Here is a 15366-nt window from a genome sequence, read left to right as displayed (position 1 = left end):
ATCTGGATCAGGAGGCGCTTCGTGCCGACGCGGTGAGCGAACTTCTGGCTGCAATGGAGCGGGAGGGGTTCGATCTGACGAGCGACGAGGGCGAACAGCGGGCCATCGCCGTGCTGTTCGGCTTGCTCAATCAGGCCCAGCAGAAGGCCATGGGCATCGAATTCTATGTCTGGATCACGCAGCACGACGGCCGCGTCCGCGACAGCCATGCCGAGCGCGACGACAAGATCTTCCGCTGGGACAATCCGCCAGAAGGCGGGCATCCCTCGCAGGACTACGGTTGCAGGTGCTATGCGCGGCCGCTGGGTGTGGAGGGATACTGGGAGCGGGTGAGCGAGGGCGTCGAAACTTTTGCTGCGGACCTGGGCCGATGGGAGGGAAACGTCGATCACATGTATCTCGATACAGACAGCAATGTGACTGTCGGAAAGGGCAAGCTGCTGCCGGACGCTGAAAGCGCAGCGGCACTTCCGTTTCGAGATCGAGCGACCAACGAACTCGCATTTGCTGATGAGATCACCATTGACTTTGATTTGATTAGCGCAATGGAGGGGTCGCAAAGTCGTCGGGCAAGCTACTACGAGCCGTTCACGCACCTTTATTTGCCGCAGTCCGACATCGATCGCATGGTAACTGAGCATATGCGAAAGGATTTCAAGGCACTGCTACGGCAGTATCCGGAGTTTGGAAACCTGCCAGTATCGGTTCAGGTTGCCCTCTGGGACATGATTTATAATCTCGGCGCAGACGGATTGGCGGCGTTTCGTTTACTGCGGCAAGCCATAGAGGATGGCGACTGGGCAGAAGCGGCGCGGCAATCGCATCGGATCGGGCCAGCGGAGGAGCGGAATCAGTTTGTCTTCGATCTTTTCATGGACGCGGCCGGAGAGCCTTAATGTGCTGGCAGCCGCCATGGTCGCGGGCTGTATCTCGGCATCCGCGACGTTCGCCGGTCCCCAAAGCGTCCGCCTGGGACAGCACTTTCGTGACGTCGCGGGCTATCAGATGCACGGTTTCGGCAATGTCGCCACCGTGCTCGAACGGCAGAGTTTGGGGGTTGAAGCCTTTGTCAGAGAGGCTCGCGACTGCCGAGACCTGCTGGCAATTCCTCAGGGCAAGGAACATGGCTACGATACGCTCCGCGAAACCTATGCGGTCATTCAATCGATCAAGGTCGAGTGCTGGGTGATGTCGCATGTCGATCCCGGAGTGCTTACGACGCCAACGGAAGCGACCGACCTGATTACGCCAGCGATGATCCGCGGCATCATGGCAAACGCCCGAAACCTGTCCGCCGCAAACGAGGACTGGGCGAAGACCTTGCTCGACTTTTCAGACGGAGAAATAGCCTGCCGGGACAAAGAGCGCTGCCGCCTGGAGAGGCCCGACGGGAAGAAGCCTCCCGAGCAGTCCGTGGGCTTTGAGCTGGTCCTCGCCCGCGGTGATGAGCGGTTCATCCGTGTCATTCAGATGATCTACGGGCGGTCTGGCTTCGTCTACGGCGTGCGCTGGCGCGAGGCCGGGGGCGGCGGCGAGGTCGTGGCGGTGTTCCCGGAGTTGCAGTGAGGCCGGGGGGCGATTGATTTGACTCGAAGGCGGGCGGGCCGCGCGCCGGGATGAGGATGGCGCGAGGGGCACGAATTTTCAGACGAGAAATCGGGACCCTTTCGCGGAATGCGAGCGGTAACGGGGCGGCCGCCCCCTTGCCCGGCGGGCGGGGGGCGGGCTAGATGCGGCGAAGACATCTTTGACGCCGGAAGGACCGCCATGACCAACGCCCAGGACTTTCAGGACCGCATGCTGTCGCTCGGCCTCGCCCGGGTCAGCGAGGCGGCGGCCCATGCCTCGGCCCGGCTCATCGGGCGGGGCGACGAGAAGGCGGCCGACCAGGCCGCGGTCAATGCGATGCGCGACCAGCTGAACATGCTCGACATCAAGGGCGTGGTCGTCATTGGCGAGGGCGAGCGTGACGAGGCGCCGATGCTGTACATCGGCGAAGAGGTCGGCACGGGGAACGGACCGGAGGTCGATATTGCGCTCGATCCGCTGGAAGGCACTACGCTGACGGCCAAGGACATGCCGAACGCCCTGACCGTGATCGCCATGGCGCCGCGCGGCACGCTTCTGCACGCGCCCGACGTCTATATGGAAAAGCTCGCGATCGGGCCGGGATATGCCAAGGATGTGGTCAGCCTCGACATGCCGCCCGCCGAGCGGGTGCGGGCGCTGGCCAAGGCCAAGGGCTGCGACACGAGCCATATCACCTGCTGCATCCTCGAACGGCCCCGTCATCAGGACCTGATTGCCGAAGTGCGCTCGACCGGCGCCGCGATCCGCCTCATCACCGATGGCGATGTGGCGGGCGTCATCCATTGCGCCGAGGCAGAGATCACCGGGATCGACATGTACATGGGTTCGGGTGGTGCGCCCGAGGGCGTGCTGGCGGCTTCGGCGCTGAAATGCATGGGCGGGCAGATCTGGGGCAAGCTTCTCTTCCGCAATGACGACGAGCGTGGCCGGGCGGCCAAGGCCGGGATCACCGACCTCAACCGCATCTATTCGCGCGACGAGATGGTGCGTGCCGACGTGATCTTTGCCGCGACCGGGGTCACCAACGGATCGATCGTGCAGGGCGTGAAGCGCGAGCCGGGATATATCACCACCGAGACGATCCTGATGCGGTCGAAGACCGGTTCGGTCCGGCGGATGATCTACCGCAATCCGGCGAAATGAGCGGGCCACACGCTCTCCTCCTCGTCGATTTCCAGCGCGCTTTCCTCGATCCGTTCTGGGGCGCGCGGAACAATCCCGATGCCGAGGCGCGGGCGGTGGACCTGCTGGCCCATTGGCGGGCGCGGGGCTGGCCGGTGATCCATGTGCGGCACGAAGGCGCGTCGCCCGAAAGCCTGTTCCGGCCGGGCTCGGAAGCGGTTTCCTTCCTGCCGGGGCTGGAGCCCCTGCCCGGCGAGATGACCTTCACCAAGTCGGTCAATTCGGCCTTCATCGGCACCGGCCTTGAGGCCCATCTGCGTGCCAAAGGCATCCGTGATCTGGTGCTGTGTGGCCTGACCACGCCGCATTGCGTCTCGACCAGCGCGCGGATGGCGGCGAACCTCGGGTTCGGCGTCACGCTTGCCCATGACGCCTGCGCCGCCTTCGCCGCCACCGCGAACATGGGCTGGGCGGCGGGCCTGCCGCAAGCGGATGCCGAAACTGCCCACATTCACGCGGTCGCCCATCTGCATGGCGAGTTCGTCACGGCGCAGGCGAGCCGTGACATCATCGGGGCGGAGGCGGCGCCTGTTGCCTGACATCGCAACAGACCCGCTGTCCTTTGGCCTTCTGGTCGCCATCACCTTTGCCGCCGCACTGGCGCGGGGATTTTCGGGCTTCGGGGCCGCGCTGATCTTCGTGCCGCTTGCAAGCGCGATCCTCGGCCCGCGCGTCGCTGTGCCGCTCCTGCTGGTGGCAGACGGGGTGATGACGGCGGGCATGATCCCGGGCGCGGTCAGAACCGCCGACCGGCGCGCGGTGATGACCATGGCGGCAGGCGCCGTTGTGGGGGTGCCTGCCGGGGTCTGGCTTCTGGGCAGCCTGCCGCCCCTCACGCTGCGCTGGGGGATTGCGGGCCTCGCTGCCCTGATGCTGGCGCTTCTGCTCTCGGGCTGGCGCTATCACGGCCGCCCGAAGCAGCTGCTGACCGTGCTGGTAGGCGCGCTTTCGGGCCTCTTCTCGGGCGCGGCGCAGATCGGCGGGCCGCCGGTCGTGGCCTACTGGCTTGGCGGCCCCTCCCCGGCGGCGGCGGTGCGCGCCAACATCATCTTCTTCTTCGCGGTCACCACCGTCTTTTCGGCGGCGGGCTATGTCTGGAACGGGCTGGTCAACTGGCAGACCCTCACGCTCGCCGCGATCATCGCGCCGGTCTACGGGGTCGGCGCCTGGGCGGGCAGCCGGATGTTCGGGCTGGCGAGCGAGCGGACCTTCCGCCGCATCTGCCTTGGCATGATCTTCATCGCGACGATCGCCAGCCTGCCTGCGCTTGACGGCTGGCTGCGCGGCGGCTGATGGCGGGCGTCTGCCCGAGAGGTTCGGCCTTGCATGAACCGGCCCTTTGCGGCACCCCTGCCCCATGAGTTCTTCCGCTGCCTTCCTGAATGTCGAGCAATCCCTGACCGGCCGCCGCTGGGTCGGGCCGGATGCCGCCGCCGACCGGCTGGCCGAGGCGATGGTGCAGGAGACGCGGCTGCCCTTGGCCCTGGCCCGCATCCTCGTCGCGCGCGGCGTGGCACCGGAGGAGGCCGCTCGCTTTCTGGAGCCGCAGTTGCGCGACCTGCTGCCCGATCCGCGCGGGCTGAAGGATATGGGGGCTGCCGCTGCCCGGTTCCTCAAGGCGGTGAAGGGGCGCGAGCGGATCGCGATCTTCGCCGATTACGATGTGGATGGCGGATCGTCGGCGGCGCTTCTGATCAGCTGGCTCAGGCATTTCGGCCAAAGGGCCACGCTTTATATCCCCGACCGGATCGACGAGGGCTATGGCCCGAACGTCCCGGCGATGGAGGCCCTGGCCGAGGCCCATGACCTGATCCTGTGCGTCGATTGCGGGACGCTGAGCCACGAGCCTGTGGCGGCGGCGAAGGCGGCCGATGTGGTGATCCTCGACCATCACCTGGGCGCCGAGACGCTGCCTGAGGCGCTGGCCGTGGTGAACCCCAACCGGCAGGATGAGGACGGGGCGCTGGCCCATCTCTGCGCCGCCTCGGTCGTCTTTCTGATGCTGGTGGAGGCGAACCGGCTTTTGCGAGAGGATGGGTTGCAGGGGCCGGACCTGATGGCGATGCTCGATCTTGTGGCGCTGGCGACGGTCGCCGATGTCGCGCCCCTGACCGGGGTCAACCGGGCGCTGGTGCGGCAGGGGCTGAAGGTGCTGGCGCGGCGCGAACGCGCGGGGCTGAGGGCGCTTGCCGACGTGGCGCGGGTGAACGAGGCGCCGAGCGCCTATCATCTGGGCTTCATTCTTGGCCCGCGCGTGAACGCGGGCGGCCGGATCGGCGCGGCTGACCTCGGCGCGCGGCTTCTCGCCACTGACGATCCGCGCGAGGCCGCAGCTTTGGCCGAACGTCTGGACCATCTGAACAGCGAAAGGCGCGAGATCGAGAACCGGGTGCGGGAGGAGGCGCTGGCGCAGGCCGAGGCGCGTGGGGTGGAGGGCCCGCTGGTCTGGGCGGCGGGGGAAGGCTGGCATCCCGGCGTCGTCGGTATCGTCGCGGCGCGGCTGAAGGAGGCGACGAACCGGCCTGCCGTGGTGATCGGCCTCGAGGGTGGGATCGGCAAGGGCTCCGCCCGCTCGGTGAACGGTGTCGACCTCGGCGCAGCCGTGCAACGTGTGGCGGCCGAGGGCCTTCTCCTGAAGGGCGGCGGGCACCGGATGGCGGCGGGTCTGACGGTCGAGGCCGGGCGGATCGAAGCCGCGATGGAACGGCTGGGCGAACTTCTCGCCCGTCAGGGCGCGGGCGCGGGCGGGCCGCGCGACCTGAGGCTCGACGGTCTTCTGATGCCCGGCGCGGCCACGCCCGCGCTGATCGAGGAGATCGAGAAGGCAGGGCCCTTCGGACAGGGCGCCCCTGCCCCGCGTTTCGCCTTCGGTTCGGTGATCGTGACCTATCAGAAACGGGTGGGCGAAAGCCACCTGAGGTTCGGCTTTTCCGACGGCACCGGCCCGGCAATCGAAGCGATCGCCTTCGGCGCCTTCGACGGCCCGCTCGGCCCGGCGATCGAGGCGCATGGCCGCCTGCCGATGCATCTGGCGGGGCGGCTGGAACTGAATGTCTGGGGCGGCCGGAGCCGGGTGCAACTGCGGCTGGAGGACGCGGCAAAAGCCTGAGCGCGCGCGCCCGGGAGCGCGCCGGACACCACCCAAAAAATCTGCAAACTGGCCGCAAAAGCCCCTTGCGCAGCTTCGCCGCCTGCCATAAACACCGCCCACGCCACGCGAGAGCAACTCGCTTGTCCCAAGCGCGGCCCGTTCGTCTATCGGTTAGGACACCAGGTTTTCAACCTGGGAAGAGGGGTTCGACTCCCCTACGGGCTGCCATTTCTTTCTGTAAAGCAGCATGCGACACCGGATCGGGAAAGCTTTTCGCGCTGGTTCGCCTGTCTATCCCGTCAAAGCGCCGGTCGTCACTCTCATCGATGCAATGGCGCAGCAAGCGGGCGAGGGCCTGGAGGGGCGCGCGTGAGCGGGCCTGTCTGTGACCGGACGGGCAACGCGGCGCGCGTGCTAACGGGCCCGGCCCAGATAGCGTTCCAGCGTGCTGCGGACACCGGCTTTCCAGATGTGATCGAGCGCCCGGGCGAAGGCAGTCGCAAAGGGTGTGTTGTGGCCCAGATCGCCATAAATCTCTGCGATGCCGAGCCAGGCCTCGGGCCGGACACGCGCCGCCTTGGCAAGGTCGGTCAGCCTGGCCCAGGACGGGTCGTTCGGCGCGATGGGCGCGCCGCTGTCGGTTTGGCCATGGCAGTAGCGGCACCAGAGCGCGGAGACGAGCGCGAGCCCCTCGATGGAGCCCCCCGCGGCCAGCGCATCGCGCAGCGAGGGCAGGATGAATTTCGGCTGGCGGTTCGAGCCGTCTAGGCAGAGCCTGCGGGTCGTGTCGGCCACCTCGGGGTTCGAGAAGCGGCCACGGACGGTCCGGTAGTAGGTGCCGATGTCGGTATTCGGCACGGGTGGGACATAGGGGATGACCTCGTCGGTCTCGACCCGGTCCAGAAAGGCCGAAACCAAGGGATCGGCCATCGCCTCATGCACGAATTCGATATCCATCAGCGCGGCCGGATAGGCGATGGTCGCATGGCCGCCGTTCAGGATGCGGATCTTCATCGCCTCGAACGCATGGACATGGGGGGTGAAGGTGACGCCCACCTTTTCCAGCGCCGGGCGTCCCGCGGGGAACGTGTCTTCGACGACCCACTGGCGGAAAGGCTCGCAGGTCACCGGCACGGGATCATCGAGGCCGAAATCCCGCGCCATGCCGCGTTCGCGCGGGCCGGTTGCCGGGGTGATCCGGTCGACCATGCCGTTCGGGAAGGCGACATGGGCCCCGATCCAGTCGGCGAAGGCGGGGTCGGACAGGCGAGCGAGGCCCGTGACCGCCGCGCGCGTGACCGTGCCGTTGCCGGGAAGGTTGTCGCAGGACAGGACGGTGAAAGGCTGAATTCCTGCCGCACGACGAGCCTTCAGCGCGGCGATGATGGCGCCGAAGGCGGTGGCGGGATGGCCGGGCCGTGCGGCATCTTGCCTGATCTCCGGCGCGTCCGGATCGAACCGGCCGGTGGCGGCGTCGATGAAATAGCCGCCCTCGGTCACCGTCAGGCTGACGATGCGGATTTCGGGGCGGGACATTGCGGCGATGAGGCTGCGGTTGTCGGGTTCCACGGGCAGGAAATCGACCATCGCGCCAACCCGGCGCGCCCGGCGGCCTGACGGGTCAAGCTCGATCACTGTCGAGAGGCAGTCCTGCGCCAGCATCGCCTCGCGCATCCGGGCGTCGCCCGCGCGGACGCCCGCGCCGATGATCGCCCAGTCATGGCCCTCGCCCAGATTGAACAGGTCGTCGAGATAGACCGCCATATGGGCGCGGTGGAAGTTTCCAAGCCCGATATGGACGATGCCGGGGGTCAGCCGGGACCGGTCGTAGGCAGGCAGGCAGAGTTTCGGGGCGCCGGTCATCTCAGGCCATCCAGTTGCCGCCGTCGACGCCATAGCATTGCGCGACGACATAATCGGCCTCGGGCGAGGCGAGGAAGATGGCCATGCCGGTCAGGTCGGCCGCCGTGCCCATGCGGCCGAAGGGCACGGCCTCGCCCACCAGCCTTTTCTTCTCGCCCGGCGCGCGGCCCTCGTAGCGGGCGAAGAGGCTGTCGACATGGTCCCAGTGTTCGCCCTCCACCACGCCGGGCGCGATCGCGTTCACGTTGATCCGGTGCCTGATGAGGTCGAGCCCCGCCGACTGGGTCAGCGAAATGACGGCGGCCTTTGTCGCGCAATAGACGCCGACCAGGGCCTCGCCGCGGCGTCCGGCCTGGCTCGCCATGTTGATGATCTTGCCGCCGCGTCCTTGGGCGATCATCGCCTTCGCCGCTGCCTGCATCATGAAGAGCGTGCCCGCGACATTGATGGAAAAGAGCCGGTCGTAGCTGGCCCTTTCGATCCGGGCAATCGGCGCCATGTCGAAAAGCGCGGCATTGTTCACCAGGATGTCGATGCCGCCGTCGGCGGCGACCTTCGCCATCGCGCCGTCGATGCTGTCCTGCCTGCTGACGTCAAGTTCGATCGCCGAGGCGCCAGCGCCGATTTCTGCGGCGGCGGCCTGGGCTGCGGGCAGGTTGATGTCTGCGATCCAGACGCGCGCGCCTTCGGTGACATAGGCGGCGGCGAAGGCCTTGCCGATGCCGCGGGCGGCGCCGGTGATCAGCGCGGTCTTGTTCTTCAGTCTCATAGGGCGTTGCCGCTTTCGTCGAAGCGATGGATCTTTCCGGCAGGAGCCAGGCGAATGCGGTCGCCGTGATGCACGCCGACCTCGCCCGCGGCGCGGACGGTCAGGGTGCCGATCCCTTCGACCGCCACTTTCAGGAAGCTGTCCGACCCCAGATGTTCCGAAAGGCCGACCACCCCTTCCCACGGGCCCTCGCCCACCGTGACATGTTCGGGCCGCACGCCGATCGTGTGGGCCTTGTGCCTGGCCGCCTCGGCGCCCTCGATGAGATTCATCTTCGGGCTGCCGATGAAGCCCGCGACGAAGAGGTTGCGGGGATTGTGGTAGAGTTCCAGCGGCGCGCCGACCTGTTCGATCCGGCCGGCGTTCAGGACGACGATCTTGTCGGCCATGGTCATCGCCTCGACCTGATCGTGGGTTACGTAGATCATCGTGGTCTTCAGCGACTGGTGCAGTTCGCTGATTTCCTGCCGCATGCCGACGCGCAGGGCTGCGTCGAGGTTCGAGAGGGGTTCGTCGAAGAGGAAGGCCGCCGGTTCGCGCACGATGGCGCGGCCGATGGCCACACGCTGGCGCTGGCCGCCGGACAACTGGCCGGGCCGACGGTCGAGGTAGGAGGCGAGGTTCAGGACCTTGGCGGCGCGTTCGACGCGCCTGTCCTGCTCGGCCAGGTCCATCCCCGCCATCTTCAGCGGGAAGGCGATGTTCTTGCGGACGGTCATGTGCGGATAAAGCGCATAGGACTGGAAGACCATCGCGAGGCCGCGCTTGGCGGGCGGCAGCGTGGTTGCATCCTTGCCGTCGATCTCGATCGTGCCGGAGGTCGTATCCTCGAGCCCCGCGATCAGGCGCAGGAGCGTGGACTTGCCGCAGCCCGAGGGACCCACGAAGACAACGAATTCTCCGTCATGGATCGTCAGGTCGATGCCGGGAATGACATGCACGTCGCCGAAGCTCTTGCGGACCTTTGTCAGTTCTATCTTGCCCATGTCTTCCTCACTTCACCGCGCCGAAGGTCAGGCCGCGCACGAGTTGCTTCTGGCTGAACCAGCCAAGGATCAGGATCGGCATGATGGCCATGGCAGAGGCCGCCGAGAGTTTTGCGTAGAAAAGGCCTTGCGGTGCCGAGAAAGAGGCGATGAAGGCCGAAAGCGGTGCGGCCTTGGTCGTCGTCAGGACGATGGTCCAGAAGGCCTCGTTCCAGGCCAGGATGATGTTCAGGAGCATGGTCGATGCGATGCCCGGGATCGCCATCGGCGTGAGCACATAGAGGATCTCGCCCCAGAGGCTCGCGCCGTCCATGCGCGCGGCTTCGAGGATCTCGCCGGGGATTTCCTTGAAATAGGTGTAAAGCATCCAGATGATGATCGGCAGGTTCATCAGCATCAGCGCGATGACAAGGCCGATCCTGGTGTCGATGAGACCCGTCCAGAGGAAGATCAGGTAGAGCGGGATCATGACGGCCACGGCCGGCATCATCTTGGTGGAGAGCATCCACATAAGAAGGTCCTTGGTCCGCTTGCCGGGTACGAAGGCCATGGCCCAGGCCGATGGGATGGCGATGGCGAGGCCAAGGAGGGTGGAGCCGACCGAAAGGACGACGGAGTTCCAAAAGAAGCGGGGATAATCGGACCGCGCCCAGACTTCGGCATAGTTCTCCAGCGTCCAGTCGGCGGTGAAGAGCTGCGGCGGGCTGGCGACGGCGGAGACCTCGGTCTTGAACGAGGTGAGGATCATCCAGAGCACCGGAAAGAAGATGATCAGCGCGACAGCCCAGGCGGCGAGGGTCGTCAGGAGCTTGCGGCGGGGGGAAACGGCACGGGCCATGGTCAGGTCCTTTCAACCCCGTCCCGGGCCTGACCCGGGACCTCGCACGACACGGGGCGGAACGGGTGGGCGAAGAGGCCCCGGATCAGGTCCGGGGCGCGATGTTTCTGCTGCTTACGCATCGAGGTTCCTCCCCAGGCCGCGCATCAGGAAGTAGGCCACGACATTGGCGAGGATCACCGCGATGATCCCGCCTGCCGCCGCGCGCCCGATGTCCTTGGCCGCGATCGCCTGCTTGAAGATCATGTAGGGCAGCGTGGTAGAGGCCGAACCGGGGCCGCCTTGCGTGGTAGTGAAGATCTCGCCGAAGATGCCCAGAAGGAAGATAGTCTGGATGAGGATCACGACAGTGATCGCGCGCGTCATGTGCGGCAGGATGATATAGCGGAAGCGGCTGAGGGCGCCTGCGCCGTCCATCTCGGCTGCCTCAAGCTGCTCGGAAGACAAGGATTGCAGCGCGGTCAGAAGGATCAACGTCGCGAAGGGCAACCATTCCCACGACACGATGAAGATGACCGAGGCCATCGGATAGTTTTCCATGAACAGGATCGGCTTCATGCCAAGCCCGAGGGCAAGCGACGCCAGCATCCCGTTCTGGGGGTGCATGAAGAGGTTTTCCCAGATCGAGGCCGCGACCGGCGGCATCACGAAGAAGGGCGCGATGACAAGGATGCGCAGCGGGCCCTGCCCCCAGACCGGCTGGTCGATCAGAAGCGCGATGAGGGTCCCGAGCACGATGGTGATGGCCAGAACGCCGCCGACCAGCAGGAGCGTGTTTGAAATCGCCAGCCAGAATTCGGGGGAGTTGACGAACCAGGTGTAATTCCGGAACCCGACCCAGCCGGTCCGGTCCGGCGAGATCAGCCGGTAGAGCCGGAACGAATAATAGATGGCCATCGCGAGAGGGATGATCATCCAGATGAAGAGGACGAACACCGAGGGCGCGACCATAAGACGTGCCGCAAAACGTGAGGATTGCGTAGCCATGGGATGCCTCCGATGTCAGGAATTGCGCCGGTCCGGCCGCAGGGTACTTGCCGGGCAAGCCCCCCCGCAAACGTTGATTTCGCGGGGGAGAGAGGGCACCGGCCCGCGGAAGGGCCGGGTCCTGAACTTACTTGATGTAACCGGACGCGGTCATTTCATCGAGCGCCAGCGCCTGAGCTTCGGCCAGCGCGTCATCGACGGACTTCTGCCCGGCCAGTGCCGCCGAGAAGATTTCACCCACACTGGTGGCGAGGCCTGCAAACTCGGGGATCGCGACGAACTGGACGCCCGTGTAGGGAACCGGCTTCACCGTCGGATTGGTCGGGTCAGCCGCGTTGATCGAGTCGATCGTCATCTTCGCGAACGGCAGGGCCGCATAGTCCGGGTTGGAATAGAGCGACGTGCGAGTGCCGGGAGGGGCTGCGCCCCAGCCTTCCTTCGAGGCGACAAGGGCGATGTAGTCCTTGTTGGTCGCCCAGTTGATGAAGGTCTTGGCCGCATCCTTGGCATCCGACGAAGCCGGGATGGCCAGCGACCAGGCCCAGAGCCAGTTCGCCCGCTTGCCCAAGCCTGCGTCAGGGGCCAGAGCGAAGCCGACCTTGTCGGCAAACTCGGACTGCTTGGGATCGGTCAGCGCACCCGCCGACACGGTGGCGTCCATGCGCATCGCGCACTTGCCCTGCAGCGACAGCGTCAGGTTTTCGTTATAGCCGTTGTTCGATGCGCCGGGCGGGCCGTACTTGGTCAGCATCTCGACATAGTCGGTCATCACGGCTTTCCATTCGGGCTGGTCGAACTGGGGAACCCAGTTTTCGTCGAACCAGCGCGCGCCATAGCTGTTGGCCATGGTGGTCAGGAAGGCCATGTTCTCGCCCCAGCCGGCCTTGCCGCGCAGGCAGATGCCGTAGATGCCGTTGGCCTGATCGGTCATCGCGGCCGCGGCGGCCTTGATATCGTCCCAGGTGGGGGCGTCCGGGATGGTGATGCCGGCTTTCTCGGCCAGGTCCTTGCGGTAGTTCAGGAAGGACGATTCACCGTAGAAGGGCGAGGCAAAGAGGTTGCCGTCGACGGTCAGGCCGCCACGGATCGGCGGCAGAAGATCGTCCACATCGTAATCGGCGGGCAGGTCGTTGAGGCTCTCCAGCCAGCCCTGCTTGCCCCAGATCGGAACCTCGTAGGTGCCGATGGTGATGACGTCATACTGACCGCCCCCCGTGGCGATGTCGGTCGTGACGTTCTGGCGCAGGACGTTTTCCTCAAGCGTCACCCACTCGACCTTGATGTCGGGGTGCTTGGCGTAGAAATCGTCCATAAGCCCCTGCATGCGGACCATGTCGCCGTTGTTGACGGTGGCGACGGTGATCGTGGTTTCCGCCGCGGCTGCCGAGCAGATGGCGCCAACGGCGCAGGCGCCCAGAAGCGCCCGGATCGTGAAAGTCATGATATCCTCCCTAAGAATGAGCATTTGCCCATTGCATGAGTAATTATTCATGTTAGCGCAGGTCAGGTCAATCGGGAAAATGTGAGCAAACTCAGGGGAGCCGGTGGTCAGGTCCGGGACAGAAGCGCGCTTGCGGTCGGTTCGTCAGTGACGAGGCAGTTGACGATTCGGCCCGTGAGCGCGGCGCGGATCGCCGAGACTTTCGTCGGCCCCGCCGCCACGGCGATCACCGGCCCTGCGCGGCCGGGCTCCACCCTCACCCCGCCGACGAGCGCCGAAATGGGCGTCTCGATATAACTGCCGTCGCGGTCGAATACCCCGCCCACGATCTCGCCCGCCGCGCCCTTGGCCTGCATGTCCCGAAGCTGCGCGCGGGTGACGAACCCGTCCTTGTAGAGGGGCGCATCCTCGCCCATCTGGCCGACCCCGACGAAGACCACGTCGGCCTCGGCTGCAAGCGTCGCGACCGTCTGCACGGGCCTGAGGGCATGGAACAGGGCACGTTCCTCGGGCGTTTCGGAAATCAGCGGCACGGGCATCGGATAATGCGGCGCGTGCAGCTTGTCGGCGAGCCGCATGATGACGTCGTAGAACGAGGCGGAGCCATCGGGCGCGATATTGCCGATAAGCGAGACGATCTTGTGGCGTTCGTTCGGCTGGGTCGCGATCTCGTTCACCATCGCACTCAGCGCCCGGCCGGTGCCGAAGGCGATCGTCAGGCTTTCGGGGCGCGCCAGATAGCTTTCCAGAAGCGACGCCCCCGCCCCCGCCGTCGCCCGCGCGGGGTCGGCGCCTTGCCCGAGATCGGGCGCGACGCGCGCCTGCTGCAGGCCGTAGGTGCGGACAAGACCCGCCTCAAGCTCCAGACAGCGTCCGATCTTGTGATCGAGCCGCACTTTCACCAAACCCTCGGCCATCGCCTTGCTCACAAGCCGCTGCGCGCGCTGGCGCGACACGCCGAGTTCCGTCGCGATCTGGTCCTGCGTCATGCCCGCGACGTAGGAGAGCCAGCCCGCGCGGGCCGCCTCGTCGAGCAATGTCGGTTCGCCTGTCATGCCGCCGGTTCGCCTTTCGCCAGATCCGGTGCAATCTGGAAGAAGTTCTCGAATGAAACAAGTCTGCGGTGCGGGCGGGCGCCTTCGGGCTCGTCGTCCGTGCCGGGGCCGAGGTGGCTGGCGCCGACGAACCGCCAGACCGTCATCCCCGCCGCAAGCCCGGCGCGGATGCCGGTCAGGCTGTCTTCGATGACCAGAGTGCGGGCCGGATCGGCCCCCATCGCGGCGGCGGCGTGAAGGAAGAGATCGGGTTCCGGCTTGCCGCGTGCGACCTGCGAGGAGGTGAAGAGCCGCTCGCCCACCAGACTGCGGAGCCCGACGAGGTCAAGCGACATGTCGGCCCGGCGCGGGCTGGACGAGGTGGCGACACAGAAGGGAACGCCGATCCGTTCCAGAACCCCGCGCACATGCGGCACGATCCTCAGCCCGCCCCGGAAGGCGTCGAGCAGGTTTTCGCGGTAGCTCGCCTCGAAACTGTCGGGCAGGTCCACCCCGAACTCCGCCCGAACCTGACGGATCACCGTCGGATAGCTGCGGCCGAGGAAATGGCGGCTGACATAGTCCATGTCGATCATCAGCCCGAGCTTCGCCAGTTCGGCGATCAGCATGCGCGCGCTGATGATCTCGCTGTCAATCAGCACGCCGTCGCAATCGAAGATCACCAGCGAGAATGTCATCCAGTCACCCCGATCTGGCCCGGCGGTTGGCGTAGGCGGCCCCGTAGGCACACACAGACGCGTGCACCCGGGCACGCACACTATGGGGCGGCTGGGGCCGGTCATCAATGGCTGGCCAAAACAGGTGCGGCCCGAAGGCAAGGCGGATCCTTGGCCCTGAACGCGCCCCGAAAAACCAAAAGCCCCCGTTGCCGGGGGCTTTGGAAAAGTGGCGCGGTGGACGGGGCTCGAACCCGCGACCCCCGGCGTGACAGGCCGGTACTCTAACCGACTGAGCTACCACCGCGCGTCTGGCGATCCGGGCATCGGCCCGAAGCGTGGGGGGTGACATAGGGCCATGGGCGGGCCGCGTCAAGCGGGCTCTGGCGGCCGGTGAGAGGAAATTTGGCAAGGCCCGCCGGGCGGCTGCTTTCATCGCCGGTGCAAATCGACTAAGGCGGGGGCGAAGGGGATGCGCATGGGCCAGACCGCCGCCAAGACGATCACCGAACGCTGCGAGGCACGGGGCCTGCGGATGACCGGCCCGCGCCGGGTGATCGCGCGCGTCCTGGAGGAATCGCCCGACCATCCGGACGCGGACGTGCTTTACGCCCGCGCCACCGCCATAGACCCCCGTATCTCTCTTGCGACCGTCTACCGGACGGTGAAGCTGTTTGACGAGGCGGGCATTCTCGACAAGGTCGAATTCGGCGACGGGCGCGCGCGCTACGAGGATGCCGAGCGCAAGCACCATGACCATCTGATCGATACCGAAACCGGCCGCGTCATCGAATTCGTCGAGCCCGAGATAGAGGCGCTGCAGGAGCGGATCGCGGCAAAGCTCGGCTACCGGCTGACCGGCCACCGGCTGGAGCTGTTCGGCACGCGCCTGAAGAAGGACTGAGAGG

15 protein-coding genes and 2 tRNA genes are annotated in these 15366 nt (G+C 66.2%); 8 read left to right on the top strand and 9 right to left on the bottom strand.

Annotated elements, in window-relative coordinates; all coding sequences use genetic code 11:
* Positions 1-32: 32 nt before the first annotated feature.
* The 7 genes from P0645_RS08795 (at position 33) to P0645_RS08765 (ending at position 6091) form a co-directional block, all read left to right on the top strand.
* Complete coding sequence (locus P0645_RS08795; protein WP_284164201.1) at positions 33-896, top strand: phage minor head protein; 864 nt, start codon at positions 33-35, stop codon at positions 894-896.
* 1 nt (position 897) lies between these two features.
* Positions 898-1566 (top strand): hypothetical protein, encoded by a 669-nt coding sequence (locus P0645_RS08790; protein ID WP_284164200.1) that lies wholly within the window; start codon positions 898-900, stop codon positions 1564-1566.
* Between the two features lie 201 nt (positions 1567-1767).
* A complete protein-coding gene (gene glpX, locus P0645_RS08785) occupies positions 1768-2733 on the top strand; it encodes a class II fructose-bisphosphatase (protein WP_284164199.1) in 966 nt (321 codons plus the stop codon).
* Entirely contained in the window at positions 2730-3311 is a 582-nt protein-coding gene (locus P0645_RS08780) for a cysteine hydrolase family protein (RefSeq protein WP_284164198.1), read from the top strand. The genes glpX and P0645_RS08780 overlap by 4 nt, the downstream gene beginning before the upstream one ends.
* Positions 3304-4065, top strand: coding sequence for a sulfite exporter TauE/SafE family protein (locus tag P0645_RS08775; protein WP_284164197.1), 762 nt, complete (start codon positions 3304-3306; stop codon positions 4063-4065). The genes P0645_RS08780 and P0645_RS08775 overlap by 8 nt, the downstream gene beginning before the upstream one ends.
* A gap of 64 nt (positions 4066-4129) precedes the next feature.
* Positions 4130-5881, top strand: coding sequence for a single-stranded-DNA-specific exonuclease RecJ (gene recJ / locus P0645_RS08770; protein WP_284164196.1), 1752 nt, complete (start codon positions 4130-4132; stop codon positions 5879-5881).
* Between the two features lie 135 nt (positions 5882-6016).
* Positions 6017-6091 (top strand) — tRNA-Glu (locus P0645_RS08765).
* Between the two features lie 186 nt (positions 6092-6277).
* On the opposite strand, the gene P0645_RS08760 is transcribed toward P0645_RS08765, so the two are convergent.
* The 9 genes from P0645_RS08760 to P0645_RS08720 form a co-directional block, all read right to left on the bottom strand.
* Positions 6278-7726: a mannitol dehydrogenase family protein gene (locus P0645_RS08760; protein WP_284164195.1), complete on the bottom strand. Its 1449-nt coding sequence runs from the start codon at positions 7724-7726 to the stop codon at positions 6278-6280.
* 1 nt (position 7727) lies between these two features.
* Positions 7728-8495, bottom strand: coding sequence for an L-iditol 2-dehydrogenase (locus P0645_RS08755; protein ID WP_284164194.1), 768 nt, complete (start codon positions 8493-8495; stop codon positions 7728-7730).
* Entirely contained in the window at positions 8492-9481 is a 990-nt protein-coding gene (locus tag P0645_RS08750) for an ABC transporter ATP-binding protein (protein ID WP_284164193.1), read from the bottom strand. Before P0645_RS08750 ends, P0645_RS08755 begins: the two co-directional genes overlap by 4 nt.
* A gap of 7 nt (positions 9482-9488) precedes the next feature.
* Positions 9489-10319: a carbohydrate ABC transporter permease gene (locus tag P0645_RS08745; RefSeq protein WP_284164192.1), complete on the bottom strand. Its 831-nt coding sequence runs from the start codon at positions 10317-10319 to the stop codon at positions 9489-9491.
* Positions 10320-10433: 114 nt separating this feature from the next.
* A complete protein-coding gene (locus P0645_RS08740; protein WP_284164191.1) occupies positions 10434-11306 on the bottom strand; it encodes a carbohydrate ABC transporter permease in 873 nt (290 codons plus the stop codon).
* Between the two features lie 127 nt (positions 11307-11433).
* A complete protein-coding gene (locus P0645_RS08735; RefSeq protein WP_284164190.1) occupies positions 11434-12747 on the bottom strand; it encodes an ABC transporter substrate-binding protein in 1314 nt (437 codons plus the stop codon).
* A gap of 107 nt (positions 12748-12854) precedes the next feature.
* Positions 12855-13802 (bottom strand): sugar-binding transcriptional regulator, encoded by a 948-nt coding sequence (locus tag P0645_RS08730; RefSeq protein ID WP_284164189.1) that lies wholly within the window; start codon positions 13800-13802, stop codon positions 12855-12857.
* A complete protein-coding gene (locus P0645_RS08725) occupies positions 13799-14479 on the bottom strand; it encodes an HAD family hydrolase (RefSeq protein ID WP_284164188.1) in 681 nt (226 codons plus the stop codon). Before P0645_RS08725 ends, P0645_RS08730 begins: the two co-directional genes overlap by 4 nt.
* Positions 14480-14688: 209 nt before the next feature.
* Positions 14689-14765: transfer RNA gene (locus P0645_RS08720), tRNA-Asp, on the bottom strand.
* 171 nt (positions 14766-14936) lie between these two features.
* Here P0645_RS08720 and P0645_RS08715 point away from each other — a divergent pair.
* The gene (locus P0645_RS08715; RefSeq protein ID WP_284164187.1) at positions 14937-15362 is read left to right on the top strand and encodes a Fur family transcriptional regulator; all 426 of its coding nucleotides are present in this window, start codon (positions 14937-14939) and stop codon (positions 15360-15362) included.
* The last annotated feature ends 4 nt before the right edge of the window (positions 15363-15366 follow it).

This window comes from Frigidibacter sp. SD6-1, from assembly GCF_030143255.1.
GTDB lineage: Bacteria > Pseudomonadota > Alphaproteobacteria > Rhodobacterales > Rhodobacteraceae > TMP-24.
The sequence above is the reverse complement of the archived record's forward strand: the minus strand, read 5'-3'. Positions and strand labels throughout refer to the sequence as shown.